The sequence below is a fragment of the Flavobacterium bizetiae genome, from assembly GCF_902804475.1.
Lineage (GTDB): Bacteria > Bacteroidota > Bacteroidia > Flavobacteriales > Flavobacteriaceae > Flavobacterium > Flavobacterium bizetiae.
The window spans coordinates 1-13,913 of the sequence record NZ_CADCSU010000125.1 but is presented as its reverse complement, the minus strand read 5'-3'; the positions used below and the strand labels follow the sequence as shown (position 1 = coordinate 13,913).

At 33.3% G+C, this 13,913-nt stretch carries 11 protein-coding genes and 1 tRNA gene; 2 read left to right on the top strand and 10 right to left on the bottom strand.

Going from position 1 to position 13,913, the window contains the following annotated elements; genetic code table 11:
* Positions 1-510: 510 nt before the first annotated feature.
* Both FLACOL7796_RS17355 and FLACOL7796_RS17350 read left to right on the top strand, forming a co-directional pair.
* Positions 511-2,523, top strand: coding sequence for a M13 family metallopeptidase (locus FLACOL7796_RS17355; protein WP_173971993.1), 2,013 nt, complete (start codon positions 511-513; stop codon positions 2,521-2,523).
* 151 nt (positions 2,524-2,674) lie between these two features.
* A complete protein-coding gene (locus FLACOL7796_RS17350; protein ID WP_173971992.1) occupies positions 2,675-3,226 on the top strand; it encodes a GNAT family N-acetyltransferase in 552 nt (183 codons plus the stop codon).
* Between the two features lie 100 nt (positions 3,227-3,326).
* Here the strand turns inward: FLACOL7796_RS17350 and FLACOL7796_RS17345 are convergent, their stop codons facing one another.
* The 10 genes from FLACOL7796_RS17345 to FLACOL7796_RS17300 all read right to left on the bottom strand — a co-directional run bounded on the left by FLACOL7796_RS17345 (position 3,327) and on the right by FLACOL7796_RS17300 (position 13,554).
* Entirely contained in the window at positions 3,327-4,922 is a 1,596-nt protein-coding gene (locus tag FLACOL7796_RS17345) for a hypothetical protein (protein WP_173971991.1), read from the bottom strand.
* 129 nt (positions 4,923-5,051) lie between these two features.
* A tRNA-Met gene (locus FLACOL7796_RS17340) sits at positions 5,052-5,124 on the bottom strand.
* A gap of 127 nt (positions 5,125-5,251) precedes the next feature.
* A complete protein-coding gene (locus FLACOL7796_RS17335; protein WP_173971990.1) occupies positions 5,252-5,776 on the bottom strand; it encodes a DUF4269 domain-containing protein in 525 nt (174 codons plus the stop codon).
* Between the two features lie 9 nt (positions 5,777-5,785).
* Entirely contained in the window at positions 5,786-7,315 is a 1,530-nt protein-coding gene (locus tag FLACOL7796_RS17330) for a glycosyltransferase family 39 protein (RefSeq protein WP_173971989.1), read from the bottom strand.
* A 176-nt stretch (positions 7,316-7,491) separates the two neighbouring features.
* Positions 7,492-8,028, bottom strand: coding sequence for a DUF4494 domain-containing protein (locus FLACOL7796_RS17325; RefSeq protein WP_173971988.1), 537 nt, complete (start codon positions 8,026-8,028; stop codon positions 7,492-7,494).
* A 199-nt stretch (positions 8,029-8,227) separates the two neighbouring features.
* Positions 8,228-9,985 (bottom strand): STN and carboxypeptidase regulatory-like domain-containing protein, encoded by a 1,758-nt coding sequence (locus FLACOL7796_RS17320; RefSeq protein WP_173971987.1) that lies wholly within the window; start codon positions 9,983-9,985, stop codon positions 8,228-8,230.
* 15 nt (positions 9,986-10,000) lie between these two features.
* Entirely contained in the window at positions 10,001-10,981 is a 981-nt protein-coding gene (locus FLACOL7796_RS17315; protein ID WP_173971986.1) for a FecR family protein, read from the bottom strand.
* On the bottom strand, positions 10,978-11,583 hold the full coding sequence (locus FLACOL7796_RS17310; RefSeq protein WP_232067395.1) for an RNA polymerase sigma-70 factor: 606 nt from the start codon (positions 11,581-11,583) through the stop codon (positions 10,978-10,980). Before FLACOL7796_RS17310 ends, FLACOL7796_RS17315 begins: the two co-directional genes overlap by 4 nt.
* Positions 11,584-11,822: 239 nt before the next feature.
* Positions 11,823-12,851, bottom strand: a complete 1,029-nt coding sequence (locus FLACOL7796_RS17305) for a sterol desaturase family protein (RefSeq protein ID WP_173971985.1) — start codon at positions 12,849-12,851, stop codon at positions 11,823-11,825.
* A 22-nt stretch (positions 12,852-12,873) separates the two neighbouring features.
* Positions 12,874-13,554, bottom strand: coding sequence for a DUF6134 family protein (locus tag FLACOL7796_RS17300; protein WP_173971984.1), 681 nt, complete (start codon positions 13,552-13,554; stop codon positions 12,874-12,876).
* Positions 13,555-13,913: the final 359 nt, after the last annotated feature.

The following is a 13,913-nucleotide window of genomic DNA, read 5'->3' as shown; positions in this document are numbered from 1 at the left end:
GTTTAATTTTTGGAGTTTAATATTCGTTATGGGTAATCATTTTTACTTCATTTTTTTTAACTACATTCTTGTGATAAAATTAAGATAAAATTGCATTGTAATAAAAGAAAAATAGCGCAAAGTAATTAGTGAAATTAATAGCGTTGAATTATAGTGTTTTGATTAGTAAGTATTTAGTTGTTGTTTGTAAACGAAATATTTGCATAACGATTGCGAGCTGACTCCGAAGAATCGGTTTTATATTCAGGATGATTTGTTTTGTCTGTACGCTATCGCTTAGTTACCAAATCTGAATAACAGGATTATTTAGGTTTAAAGCCAGCCAGGTCTCGTAATGTTATACTGGATTATTGCATTAATGATAAACAATTAGCTGTAATTATGTTGTTTATGCGCAGTAATTTTGTAAAAAGTTTAGAATTACGAACTGAATTCGTATATTGTTCTGCATTTTAAAATATTTGCTTTCAAACGTTTTTCAGTTCATTTTAATAGAAATAAGTCTAGATTATGAGAAATTCATTAATGCTCTTCATTGCATTCTTAGCTTTTACAGCATGTTCCAAACATCAAGGAAAAAAAAATGTTGCTATCACCGGAATAGATTCGACATTGCGTCCTGGGAATGACTTTTTTAAATACGTAAATGGCAAATGGTATGATTCTGTATCAATACCAGCATCTCAATCCGGAGTTGGTGCCTATATGTTTATGAATTACCCACAACGAATGCGTCTTCAGGGGATATTAGACAGTATTTCGAAAAGTAAGAATGAGGCAGGAAGTATAGCGCAAAAGGTAGGAGATTTTTATGCCTCAGGTATGGATACCGTAACTATTGACAAACGCGGCTATACACCTATCAAACCTTTGCTTGCCAAAATTGACGCAATTAGCGATTTACCTTCTTTAATGAACTTTGTAGTTAATGAGGTAAAAGTAGACAACTCTTCTATTATAGCTTTTGGAGTGTCACCCGACAATAAACACAGCAGCATGAATATTGCCCAGCTCTATCAAACCGGCATTGGTTTGCCTGACAGGGATTATTATTTCAAATCAGATTCATCAACCGTTGCCATACAGAAAGCATACAAAAAATACCTTGCTACCTTGTTTCAACAAACGGGCAGCGATGCCAAAGAGGCCGAAAAGAATGCTAATTTGGTTTATGATATTGATAAACAACTAGCAGGTTCGCATAGAACAAAAGTCGAGCTTCGTGATGTGCAGGCAAATTATAATAAAATGGCTGTGACAGATCTTGTAAAAAAACATCCTAACATAAACTGGACTACCTTTTTAAATAATTTAGGTGCTAAAACTGATTCTATTAATGTATGTCAGCCTGCTTATTATGACGCGCTTAATAAACTCTTAAAAACTATTCCGGTTAATAATTGGAAAATTTATTTGAAAGCAAACTCTATAGAAAGATATTCAGATGATTTAAGTAAGTCTTTTGTCGATGCTTTATTCGAATATACAAAAGTGCTTTCTGGTCAGGCTGTTCAAAAATCACGTGGCGAAAAAATGGCTAATGTGCTTGACACTTACTTAGGCGACGCTTTGGGTGAATTGTATGTAAAGAAATACTTTCCGGAAGATGCTAAAAAACGTATGTTGGTTCTCGTGAATAATCTGCAAAAAGCCTATGGTATAAGAATTGATAAATTAGAATGGATGAGTCCTGGTACGAAACAAAAAGCCAAAGAAAAATTGTTTGCTATTACGAAGAAAATAGGATATCCGGATAAATGGAAAGATTATAGCAATGTAAAAATAGCCAGAAATACCTATTTTGAGAATATGGTTTCGGCCGCAGCGGCCGCATATCAATTTCAATTGGCAAAATTAGACAAACCAGTCGATAAGTCAGAATGGTATACTACAGTTCCAACGGTTACAGCATATAATAACCTTACTGCAAATGAAATTGTTTTTCCTGCAGGTATTTTGCAACCTCCATATTTTGATAATAATGCAGATGACGCGCTTAATTACGGAGGTATCGGAATGGTTATAGGACACGAAATAACCCATACTTTTGATGATCAGGGGGCTCAATTTGATAAGGTTGGTAACTTAAAAGACTGGTGGACAAAAGAGGATTATGCACAATTTAAGTCAAGAATACAACAGGTTATTAATTTATACAGTACCTATACTGTTTTAGACAATCTACATATTAATGGTGCAATGACAGTTGGTGAAAATACGGCAGATATCGCCGGAATAGCCGTTGCTTATGATGCTTTTAAAATGACTGAACAAGGAAAAGGAAACACAAAAATCGACGGTTTTACTCCAGACCAACGTTTCTTTATTTCTATAGCCAAAATATGGCGAGTAAAAATGAAAGACGAATTCCTGCGTTTGTGGATTAACAATAATCCGCATTCTCCACCAAACTGGCGTGTTAATGGCCCGTTAATGAATACGACACCTTTTTACGAGGCATTTAATGTACAACCTGGAGATAAAATGTTCTTGCCGAAGAAAGATAGAATAACTATTTGGTAGTGTTACGCTTGCGAAAGCACTTATTTTATAAAAACAATAAAGCTTCAGAGAAATCTGAAGCTTTGTTTTATTAGGGGAAAGACTTATATAAATAATTTAGCGGTAAGTTCCTGACGACGAAAACTGATAATAAGAAACAAACAAAAAAATCATGAAGAAAGAATTTCCAACTATAAAAACCGAAAGGCTTTTACTGCGACAATTTGCAGATAGTGATCTTGAAAATGTTTTCAAAGGACTTTCGCATCCAGAAGTTATTAAATATTATGGAGTGAGTTTTCAAACATTGGAAGCAACTAAAGAACAAATGATTTTTTTTGCTGACCTTGAAAAAAACTATACAGGAATTTGGTTTGCTATTTGCTCGGCTGATAATGCAACATTCTATGGAGCGGGTGGGTTAAATAACTTAAGTAAGGAACATAAAAAAGCAGAAATCGGTTTTTGGTTAATCTCTAATTTTTGGGGACATGGAATTATGAAAGAAGCAATGCCGTTAATTTGCAATTATGGATTTGACAATTTAGAACTTAACAGAATTGAAGGATTTGTTGAGTCGGAAAATAAGAATTGTAAAAACCTAATGGCTAAACTTGACTTTCAGTACGAAGGAACTATGAAAGACTGTGAAATTAAAGATGGTAAAATTATAAGTCTTGACATTTATGCTAAACTAAAAAGTAATCTAATAAAGCCTGCGTAAGAAATCAAACCAAAAAAGCTCCAGATTTCTCTGAAGCTTTGTCTTAGTAGCCCTAACGGGACAATTCTCGAACCGTTTTAGAGATGATTTAATAAGAATTTCATGACCATAAATTTTTCAACGTAACCCAAAAGCTAGATTTTTTACTCATTGGTTGAACCAACGAGCCTTCGGTCACTAAGTTCAAATTGTTATCATCTGCAGTATTTTTCCAAGGTTTAATAATTTCTATGTAATTTAAATCAATCCAATTATTTGCAATTTCATTAATTGCTTCGGGTAATGACTCTCGTTCTTTAATATCTTCAACGTCAACCATCCAGTTCGAATTTTCATAATAAATGCGAATGTTCGGATATTGTTCCATTGCTCGTTGTCCTGAAAAAATCTCTATTAGTGAATTGTTTTTTGATTTAAGAATTGTTTTTTTCTTTTCATTATTATTTTCTTTCCATTTAAATAACTGAGTTTCCTGATTCAGATCAAACCAGTTGGTAACTTCCAATTTTGTTGATTCAGAAAGTTTTTCCTCAATTATTTCCTTCGAATCCAAACGATAAATTGCTCTCTCAAAACCAAATTTTACATAAACTTTAGGTATTTCGTCTGTATTAGATATTGCAGCGTGAATATGTACTTCTTTATCACCAGCCACTTTAAGTTTATTAATGTGATTTGAAACAAAAGAACTTGCATAATCAACAGCACTTAAAATGCTGTAATTAAAATCATCAGATTCCTTATTTAAAAAGCTATAAACTGATAATTTTTTACTTTCTGAGACAACAAATTGATTGGTATACGGATTAACAGATAGATATTCTATTTCTCTATTAATTATTTGATGATTTACTTTAGACTCAAGTTCTACAATATCTATGGTGCTTCTTTTGTGCAGTAGGACAAATTCACTTTGTCCCATAAAATAAGTATTTAAGACCGATTCATTTTTAAAATCTGGCAATGGAATCTCTATTAATGCACTAGATTGATTTTCTATGTCATAAATACACAATTTCTCGATGTTTTCTTGTCCTCCTAGGTAAGGATTCACAATAAACGCTATTTTATCTCCATCAGTATTGAACGAAGGACAACTGGCTTCATATTCAGATCTTGAACACTCATTTTCTCCGAAATTGAAGTATTTTAATCTCTTATTTTCGGGAACTGCAGAATGAATTAAAAAACCTGACTGATAGGCACTCCAACAAGCTCCAATTAGTTTTTTACTTGGATGCAGAACTGCTCCTCTTCCATAATGTTCATAGCGTTCTAGTTCATACTCCTGAAAATCATTATTAACATAATCCCAAAAGCTCCAATCTACACTCCCAGATGAAGCTGGTATAGTTAAATAAACAGTATTTTTCTCCGCGAAAGCTCCATCTAAAAAACCATCATTTCTCTCAAGTTGACAAAATATGGAATAATCTGAAAGTCTAACTATAACTGATTTTTTTTCAAATACCAAGAGGGCATAAGTCGTATTGTCGTTTAATGCAATTTTTTTAAGCTTATCACCAATTTTTAGTTTACCTGAAGAAACTATTTCCAAACTTGAAGTTTTTATTTCTAGTACAATTGATGATTCTACTCTATAAGCAATTAAGATTCTGTTTGAATATAAATTCCAATCTATACCTAAAATAGGTTCTGGAGATTCTTGCTCATATTTTATTTTGAATTCTTGCATTGTTTTTAGATTTTTTCGGACTTAATGATTTCTTATTTGAATCAGCAATTGTATTATCTGTTTCTTTTAAGAGAATGAAAAGTAAATATAAACAAAAAAGCTCCAGATTTCTCTGAAGCTTTGTCTTAGTAGCGGGAACAGGACTCGAACCTGTGACCTTCGGGTTATGAGCCCGACGAGCTGCCTACTGCTCTATCCCGCGATGTTTCGGGTGCAAATATAAGCACTAAATACGGTTATGCAAAGAAATTTGTGAATTATTTTTTATTTTGTGCTTTTTTATTGTAAATGTTTAAAATAGAGGTATTTAAATATGCGTAATTTATGACTTAGATTTTATATTCTAATAATTCGGTGTAAGGATCTCCTTTTAGGCCTAATAAAAAGGCAAAAGCAGGTTCGGTTTTGTAGCCATTTTGTTTGAGTTTGATAATTTCTGATCTAAAATCGTTGCCTTTTGATTGTAGAATTTCATTTTCGATAAGCATGTGTCTATATCCGTTTTGATCTTTGGTGGGAATATTTTGTCCAAATACCTCAATTTCAAAGTTTTCTATTTTGAAATTTGCAACAACAGAATCTCTGCCATTAATAAATATTTCCCTGATAGCGAATCCGGCTTCTTTTCCAAAAAATAAAATGATCTTTTCTATAAAATTGGCTTTGTCATTCCAATAACAAATAATATCCAAATCGCTGTTTTCGATATCAATATTAATCGGAATCGTTCCAACCAAAATTGGGTCAAATTCCGCAAGGTTCGATAAAATTTTATGTTGAGTTAAGACTTCAAAAGCATTACGCTGTTTTTTATTTCCGTTTTTTAAATATTCAATATTGCTAAAGTCTGTCATTGCTGGAGTTTATTCCTTGAGATAATCCTTTTCTTCTTTTATTTCGTCTTCAATTCTTTTATTAATATTGATTTTAGCTTTGGTAAACACAAAAATAGTCGTTTTGTACTCTCGTGCATATTTGTTGGTTATTTCGCCGGCAATTGCTGAGGATTGAAAAAACGGACCAGTTTCCTTAAATTCGGTACTCTTTTCTTCGTAATTTTTAATTCGGATGAGGTTTTTGTACTGAATAGTAAGATCAAACCAATTGACATAATCAGCATTAAAAGAAACGGCTTTAATTCCTTTTTTAGTATAATAATTGATGGCTCCGGCTTGTCCGTAATTATCGCAAAGTACGATCGTTTCCTTTTTGTTTGGGATTAAAGCATAAACCGAATCTGTTTTTCGGGCCAGTTCTTTCCAGCCCAGCATGTCGGCAAAATCTTGTGGCAAATCGTGATCTTTCCCGTCTTCCCAACGAAGCATTCCTATTTTTTTATATTGCTCCTGATTTTTTACAAAATATTCAGGGCTTTTATTGGGAAACGTAAGATGGTACATCGGAATAAAAAACAATAACGGAATAATAATAAACACTGGTTGTAAGTAACGTTTCCAGCCCGTTTGTAAAATTTGCGAAAGAAAAACTGCGCCAAAAGCAATATAAACAGGATATAGCCCAATAGCATAATACGCTTTGGCCTTAAAATACATAAAGATGGCAAGGGTAAAAATCAGCGATGCAAAAAAGAATTTGAATCGGGCAAAAGGTTTGTATAACAACAACGCATACAAAGCAGCAATAATCACCAAGAAAGAACCAATAAAAAACAATAATTGTTCTTTTAGAAAACCTGTTCGGTCAACATTGACCAATTGTGTTTCAGCCAATTCTTTCATATGGTGCACAATAGGAAAGTGATTATTGTATTGCCATAAAAGATTGGGTAAAATTAAAAACAATCCCACAATCAGGGCGAAGTAAAGTTTTTTCTCGACAAACACTTTTCTTTCACTGGATAATAATAGGGCAGGAAGGAGGCCAATTAGCAAAAACAAAATATTGTATTTGTTTAGAAAACCAAAGGCAAATACGATCGCACCTATAAAAAAGTATTTAGGTTTTTCGGTCAGGATGTATTGAATGATAATATAGTAAAAACCTGTCCAACACGATATGTCTAATGAGTTGGGCTGGTACAGCGTATTAATTCGCAACAATGTCGAAAATAAGATACAAGTTGCACCTAGAATTAACGCATATAAATTGCCTTTTAAACTCTCGATAGTTTTCCAGACGATCAAAAGCGTTAAAGCGCCAAAAAGAGCAGGGAAAAATTTTACCCAAAAAACAGTATTACCAAGAAGAAATATAATATAAGAAATCCAGGAAGTTACCGGCGGAACCGATAAATAACCCCAGGCCAGGTGATGTGCCTGATCGAGATGCAGATATTCATCACGTTGCAAATCGTATTCAGGATTTATTAATTGATATTGCAAAACAAATTTTAGCAGGATAAACCCAATTAGAATTATTGTTTTTTTGCTCATGAAGATTTGGTTTGTAGGTGGTTAATGGTAATGCTAATATATAATTTATTTTGATTTCCGAATAAGACAGTTTATTGGCTTAAATGTTACAAAATAAAAAAGCTCCAGATTTCTCTGAAGCTATTTTTCAAAATCCTCTTTTGGAATTTGTAATTTTATTTTTGGGATTTAAAAGATTATTCTGCCTCTTCAAATTCCATATGGTCGATTTTTTCGACCTCTACAGGTTTTGAAGCTTTTAGTCTATTGAATCTTTCTAATTGTTCGGTTTCGCCTTCTTCACCGCTGAAATAAGGGAAAACATCCATAATTGGAGACTCAGAAACTGCCGGGATCGAATATTCTCCCATAGTGCTTTGCATGATATGAAGCGTATTATCATAAGCTTCTCTTACATCATTTGCCTGCACTAAAATATACATGTTCGATTTTCTTTCTTTACCGCTTTCTTCGTCATAAGCCAATAATGAAACTTTCGATTTAAACCAACGATCTGCATTTTCGAAAGGATGAATTTCGGCATAGTTAGCTACTTTTATATTCGTGATTTTAAATTCTTCACTAATGTAAGCCGCCATTTCTTCATTTATTCTTTTTTCGGCTTCGGTATACGATAAAGCATCAACCAAATAAGGCTCGGTTAAAACTTTTTGTCCTCCGGTTTCGTCTGTCTTTCTATATTTTACTTTGCATTCGTACCAAGTTGCGCTCATCTTCTAATGTTTTTTAAGGATGCCAAAGATAGATTTTACAGGAAAATAAAGGCTGAATTCCTGAAATAGATATTCACAATTTTAGTAGATTTTTGGTAATGTTTTGAATGTCTGTGGATTATTGGTTGAAATTAGCTAAATTCTAAATTCAGATTTTTAACGTAATAAAAGCATTAAAAAAAGTTTTGTAAAGTGTTATTTAAAATAAGGTTAAACCAAAGCTCCAGCCTACCCATCCAGTAATTCCGTTGCCATTGTCTTTTATTACATTATAACGTTTGGTTCGGTTTTGCACAAAAGTAGAATTATTGATGTCGGGGCTGCTTTTGTCTCTTCTTTCAGAGGAATAAAGATTAAATGAAGGTCCGGCAGACAGCGCTACACCTTTGAGTATTCGAAACGTAAACGGAGAATCGAATTTATAGACAAAATTATATCTGTCCCAGTTTCCTAAATAAAGATACTGAATACTGATTTCAGGATTGTAACTAAGGCGGTTTCCTAACGGCGCATTTTTTCCTAACCCGAACCCAAAAGAAGTTAGTTTTTCTTCGTTAGTTCGTTCGCTTTTTCCTACCATCAAAATAGTGTAGAGTTTATTATCTCCTGTTTTTATAGCTAAATTAATATCGGAAATTTCATTGCGTGTCACACTAAATTTTTGATAACCATCTTTTTTAAAATTTAATAATCCAAAACTATAACCTGATGGCGAACCCGCAAAATTGATTAATCCAATCTGAAGTCCGTCTAATTCTTTGGCATAATTTAATGCGGCAATTTGCATACCGCGCACTTTTTGATGTCCGGCATTATAAATACCTGAAATTTGCAATCCGTTTTGAGAACCATTTACATTATTATAAATAGCCGCAATCTGGATTCCTTTAGAATCTTGCTGAGTATGATTATAAATGCCTGAAATTTGCAAACCTATCTGTGAACCTTTTACGCTATTATGAATTCCGCTCATTTGCAAACCGTTAAGATCTCCAAAGACATTATTATAAACTCCGGCTAGCTGAACTCCTTTTACAGATCCGCCTACGGTATTGAATATCCCAGCCATTTGTAAGGCATGAACATTCATACGATTAATATTGTAAAGTCCCGCCATTTCGACTCCGCGAACTCCGCCCGTATATCCTCCTAACAAGTTTAAAGAAACACTGCTGTTAATTTGCGAGTTCATCATACCGCGCGTACTCAGACTCGGAATAAGAGAAGCTTGTACAGGAACTTCAGATATAAGCCCACCAAGATTAAGCGATTGTATTTTTTGTTTAGATGAAATAAAGAAACGGCCAATTCCGGATCTTTCGACTGCAGAAAAATCACCATCGACATAATCTGAATTTGCCGATTTTCTGGAGCCCATTTGTATTTTAATTTCCGAAAGGAAAATAGTAGTAATGGTTTTGTAATTTTCCTTGACAACGGTAAGCTCAATAGTTTCAGGAATGTTTTTTAGTTTTAATTCAAAAAAACCTTCTTTGTCTGTCAAGGTAGATTGCAGGGCGTTTTTTTCGTAGACACTTGCATTTTCAATACGTTTGTTGGTTTGTACATCCATGATGTAGCCATTTACAACCTGATAATCGCCTACAACGCTGTTTTTTTCTAGCACAAGAGCAAGTTCCAAAGGCGCATAACGCAGAATTATAAACCCTTTTGATTCTTTATATTCATATCGGTTTTTTAATAATTGATCGAGAACGTCTTTTATCGTAGACTGATCGGCGTGAATGCTTACCAGACTATCTTTTGCAACTAATTTGCTGTAATAAGCAAATCTAAAATTTCCTTTTTGCTCCATTAAACCCAGAATATTGCCTAAAGGTTTTTTGTCTGCCTGAACAGATATCGGAATGTCTAGCATAGACTGAGCATGAGCGCTAAAAAAGGCGCCTGAAAAAAGTAAAAATAAAAACGATATTAAAGTAATTTTTGAGTTCATGAACATATAATGGAATTACTCTAATATGATTTGGTTGTCTTTGCGTTCAATCTCGATCAGGAATGTTTCTTGAATTACTTCTAAAATTTCATCTAATGACTGATCTTTAAATACCGTTGTTATTGGTTTTTTCTGCAACGCGGTTTTCTTTATAATAATATTTGCGTCGTATATTTCGTTGAGCGCATCGACCAATTCATGCAATGGCGTTTCTTCGCAAACAAGTTCGTTATTGCGATAATAATTATACAGTTTGCCTTTGCTGACGCTTTTTAATAAATGCGATTGTAGATCGGCAATGACTACTTTTTCGCCATGTCTTAATTCTACCTGATCTTTGTTTTTGCTCACTTTTACAATTCCGGTTTCGACATCTACAGTTGTTTTTCCGTTTTTGTTTTTTACATTAAATGAAGTTCCAACTACTTGTACCGTAACATCGTTTACTGTAATGATAAAAGGTTTTGTTTTGTCTGGAGAAACATAAAAAAAAGCTTCGCCCTTTAAGGTAACTGGTCGTGTTTTGCCTTTAAACTTATTGGTATAAGACAAAGATGAATTTTTATTTAAAGTAACCGTTGTACCATCTGGCAACGTATCGTTTAGAGTTGTGTTTGCTGTTTTTATTTCGATTAGGGTATTGGCAGATTTATTTTCGAAATAAGAATAACCCAGCCATCCCAAAGTGCTAATTAGCAAAATTGAGGCAGCAATTCGTAACCAATTCATCGAAGACTTTTTCAAAGTATGCACAGGAACATCATTTTCGTGAATGCGATTTTGAAATCGTTTCCAGGCTGCATTTTCATCAACGGTTTTTTGGTCAGCAAGTACAAGGCTGTCTTCCCATATTTTCTTAAAACCCTTATAATAGTTTAAGTTTTTTTCATCGGCTTTAAGCCAAATTTCTACTGTTGCGCTTTCGTTTGCATCAGTTTCGCCAACCAGGTATTTCACTAGTAAATCATCGTTCATATTCATATTGTTTTGGCTCATGATCTTCGTATTAAATATAAAAAGTGAAGCAGGAAAGGAAGATATTCAACCAGTTTAATGCGTAATACTTTTAGCGCTTTACCCATTTGGTTTTCGACTGTTTTGATAGAAATATTCAATTGATCGGCAATTTGCTGATATTTGAGTTGCTCGAAACGACTCATCTGAAAAATGGTTCGGCATTGTTGCGGCAATTCGTTAATTGCTTTTTGAATATCGCTTTCGAGTTCAGATGCCATCATTTGATTGGATGCATCTTGATTTGAGGATTCCATATTACCTGAATACTGAAGTTGAAAAGAGCTTTTTATTTTAAGGTGTTTGATGTGATTGAGACTCTCATTATGCACCGCTCTGTAGAGATAAGCTTTTAATGAATCATCAATTTGCAGTTGATCTTTCTTTTCCCAAACCTTAAAAAACACATTTTGTACAATTTCTTCGGCAATGATATCGTCTTTCATAAAAGTGTACGCAAAAGCGTGAAGGTTTCTAAAATACATTTTAAAAACCTTTTCAAAAGCAGCTTCATTTCCGTTTTTTATAAAACTGATTTGGTCTGTATTGCTATACTCCACTAATACGTTTTGATATTCAATCAAAGATATATACTTTTTATATTTAATGTTGTCTTTTGATTAATTGTAAGAAGCATTGGGCTGGTAATGCACCTTGTTGTGATTAGTTAATAGCTCAATAAAAGCATCAATTGTAGTGTTCATATCGATATCAGTATTTAAACTAAATTCGTAACAATGCACAATACAACTATGATCTGAGAGATAGGTAAACGTTAATGCTTTATCTGTTTCTGTGCTGATTATTTCATTTTCTATGTTTTTTATACAATTATCTTTTCGGCTAAAGTATTCGAAAAGTTGGTATTGAAATTCTTGTTGCTTTTTTTGACTTCTTCGCATGATACAGACAATTGAGGTTGAGTAATTTCTTTTTTTAATTTATTCTTGGCAATAGCGTCAGGACTGGCAAAAATATAGTACATCTTTTTCCTGAAGCCTTTTGCTTTTTTTACATCCCTGATAATATCCTGAAACTCATGAATGTTAAGGTATAACGGATTGAGTTTACTTTTAAGCGCACTCGTAATACCATAGCGCGGTTTTTCTTCTTCGTATTGAAAGGAATTAAACAAGTGGTCCCAAATCATAAAAGTGGCGCCAAAGTTTTTGTCGAGATATTTTTCCTGGCTTCCGTGATGTACACGATGGTTTGATGGAGTTCCGAAATGTTTTTCGATAAACGGATGCAGTTTTCCAATGGCTTCTGTATGTACCCAAAACTGATACAAAACACTCAGTTGATTGGCAATAAAAAATACAGCAGGATGAAACCCGGCAAAAATCAGCGGAATAAAAAATACAATTTTAGCATACTGAAACCAACTTTGTCTAAAACTTACCGTAAGATTATAATGATCGGCAGAATGATGCACGACGTGAGTAGCCCAGAAAAAACGGCAATAATGAGAGATTCGGTGTGTCCAGTACGAGCTAAAATCATAAAGTATAAAACACGGTATTAAGCTCCACCAATTAAATTCCATGCGATAAGGCAGGATATTGTAAATTCCAACAACGGCATACAATAAACCGGTTTTCATTAATAAATTAACCGTTAGATTTCCCAGGCCAATTAAAACCGATCCTAAAGTCTCTTTTTTGTCGTATTCTTTTTTTTCTAAAAAGTAAAAAACAACAAATTCAAGTACAGTAAAAAATAATACAACAGGTAGTGCATATACAATTAAGTTGGGCGCACTTTTTTCGATTTCATGAATTTTGCCCATTGCAATAGGTTCTGCACCAAAGAAAGTGAGTTTAGTAAATAAATAATTGATGATTTTGATCATGATGATTGATTTTTAGATTGATTTATGCAATTTGAATGTTGATTGTAAATAAGGAATGATGCAATTCGACTTTTTGGCATATACCGTTCAGGAAATGGTAATCATTATAATTTCCGTCAGGCAATACAATACGATAGGAGTGATGGTTCGTTTTTTTGATCACTAAAAATTGCTGAAAACTATCCGAGTAAACCTCGCTTTCGTCCACAGGTTCTTTGCTGTAAAGCAGCATAAGATTGTAATCGATGTATTGTTGCTTAATTTGACCCTTTTTATTTTCGGCTAAAGTTTTATAGCTCGAATCGATAAGTTGGGTCGTTTTATTGGCTTTCTCTTTTCCGTTTACGTGGCGCTTCACGTACGACGAGATTAGTTTTCCGTTTTTAAAATGCGAACCTTCTTCTGTTTTAATATCAATACCAAAAATCAATCTGGTTTTTACTTCTGATGAAATTTTCAGGAAAACATCATCATTATAAGTCTTTTGGTAAAACTGCATTTGCCCAATGATAGTGCCATTGCGCAATACGTTATAGTTTACTGTTTTTTCTTGTGCCTGAAAAGTTGTTGCAATGAGAAGAAAGACAACAGAAAATTTTACTTTGGCGGAGATCACAACAAAGCTGAAGTTCTCAGATGCAATAGTTTCGATTTTTTTAAATAACCAAAAAAGTAATACGACAGTGATAATTATTGGTATCATAAGGCAATTTGAGATTAAGAGTTGCTGAATTCTGCTCTTGTTATTGTAGTAATACAACTGAATCAAATTTTACCCCTACGTCCTTTTTTTATTTTTTTTAAAATCTTTCAATAACCTGTTTTTTTTGAAATTAATTAAGGATTGACACGAGATAAAGTCTCTCGCTTTTTTATGAATTTTGATTGATAATGGAATTTATTTTTGAAGATTTCTTGCCTTGAAAATGACATCCTGAAGAATAGAAAACAGTTTAGTAAATCATTAGATTGAAGAGAGCTTTTTTTTGTAATGCATTATAAAAATCAAAAATAGAATACCCGATTATCGCATAAGGTTTATATTTATAAAGTAAATAACTT

Bases quoted from the DNA above. Each gene is read 5' to 3' on its own strand.
- FLACOL7796_RS17355 (WP_173971993.1), top strand. From the start codon at position 511: ATGAGAAATTCATTAATGCTCTTCATTGCATTCTTAGCTTTTACAGCA.
- FLACOL7796_RS17350 (WP_173971992.1), top strand. From the start codon at position 2,675: ATGAAGAAAGAATTTCCAACTATAAAAACCGAAAGGCTTTTACTGCGA.
- FLACOL7796_RS17345 (WP_173971991.1), bottom strand. From the start codon at position 4,922: ATGCAAGAATTCAAAATAAAATATGAGCAAGAATCTCCAGAACCTATT.
- FLACOL7796_RS17335 (WP_173971990.1), bottom strand. From the start codon at position 5,776: ATGACAGACTTTAGCAATATTGAATATTTAAAAAACGGAAATAAAAAA.
- FLACOL7796_RS17330 (WP_173971989.1), bottom strand. From the start codon at position 7,315: ATGAGCAAAAAAACAATAATTCTAATTGGGTTTATCCTGCTAAAATTT.
- FLACOL7796_RS17325 (WP_173971988.1), bottom strand. From the start codon at position 8,028: ATGAGCGCAACTTGGTACGAATGCAAAGTAAAATATAGAAAGACAGAC.
- FLACOL7796_RS17320 (WP_173971987.1), bottom strand. From the start codon at position 9,985: ATGAACTCAAAAATTACTTTAATATCGTTTTTATTTTTACTTTTTTCA.
- FLACOL7796_RS17315 (WP_173971986.1), bottom strand. From the start codon at position 10,981: ATGAGCCAAAACAATATGAATATGAACGATGATTTACTAGTGAAATAC.
- FLACOL7796_RS17305 (WP_173971985.1), bottom strand. From the start codon at position 12,851: ATGATCAAAATCATCAATTATTTATTTACTAAACTCACTTTCTTTGGT.
- FLACOL7796_RS17300 (WP_173971984.1), bottom strand. From the start codon at position 13,554: ATGATACCAATAATTATCACTGTCGTATTACTTTTTTGGTTATTTAAA.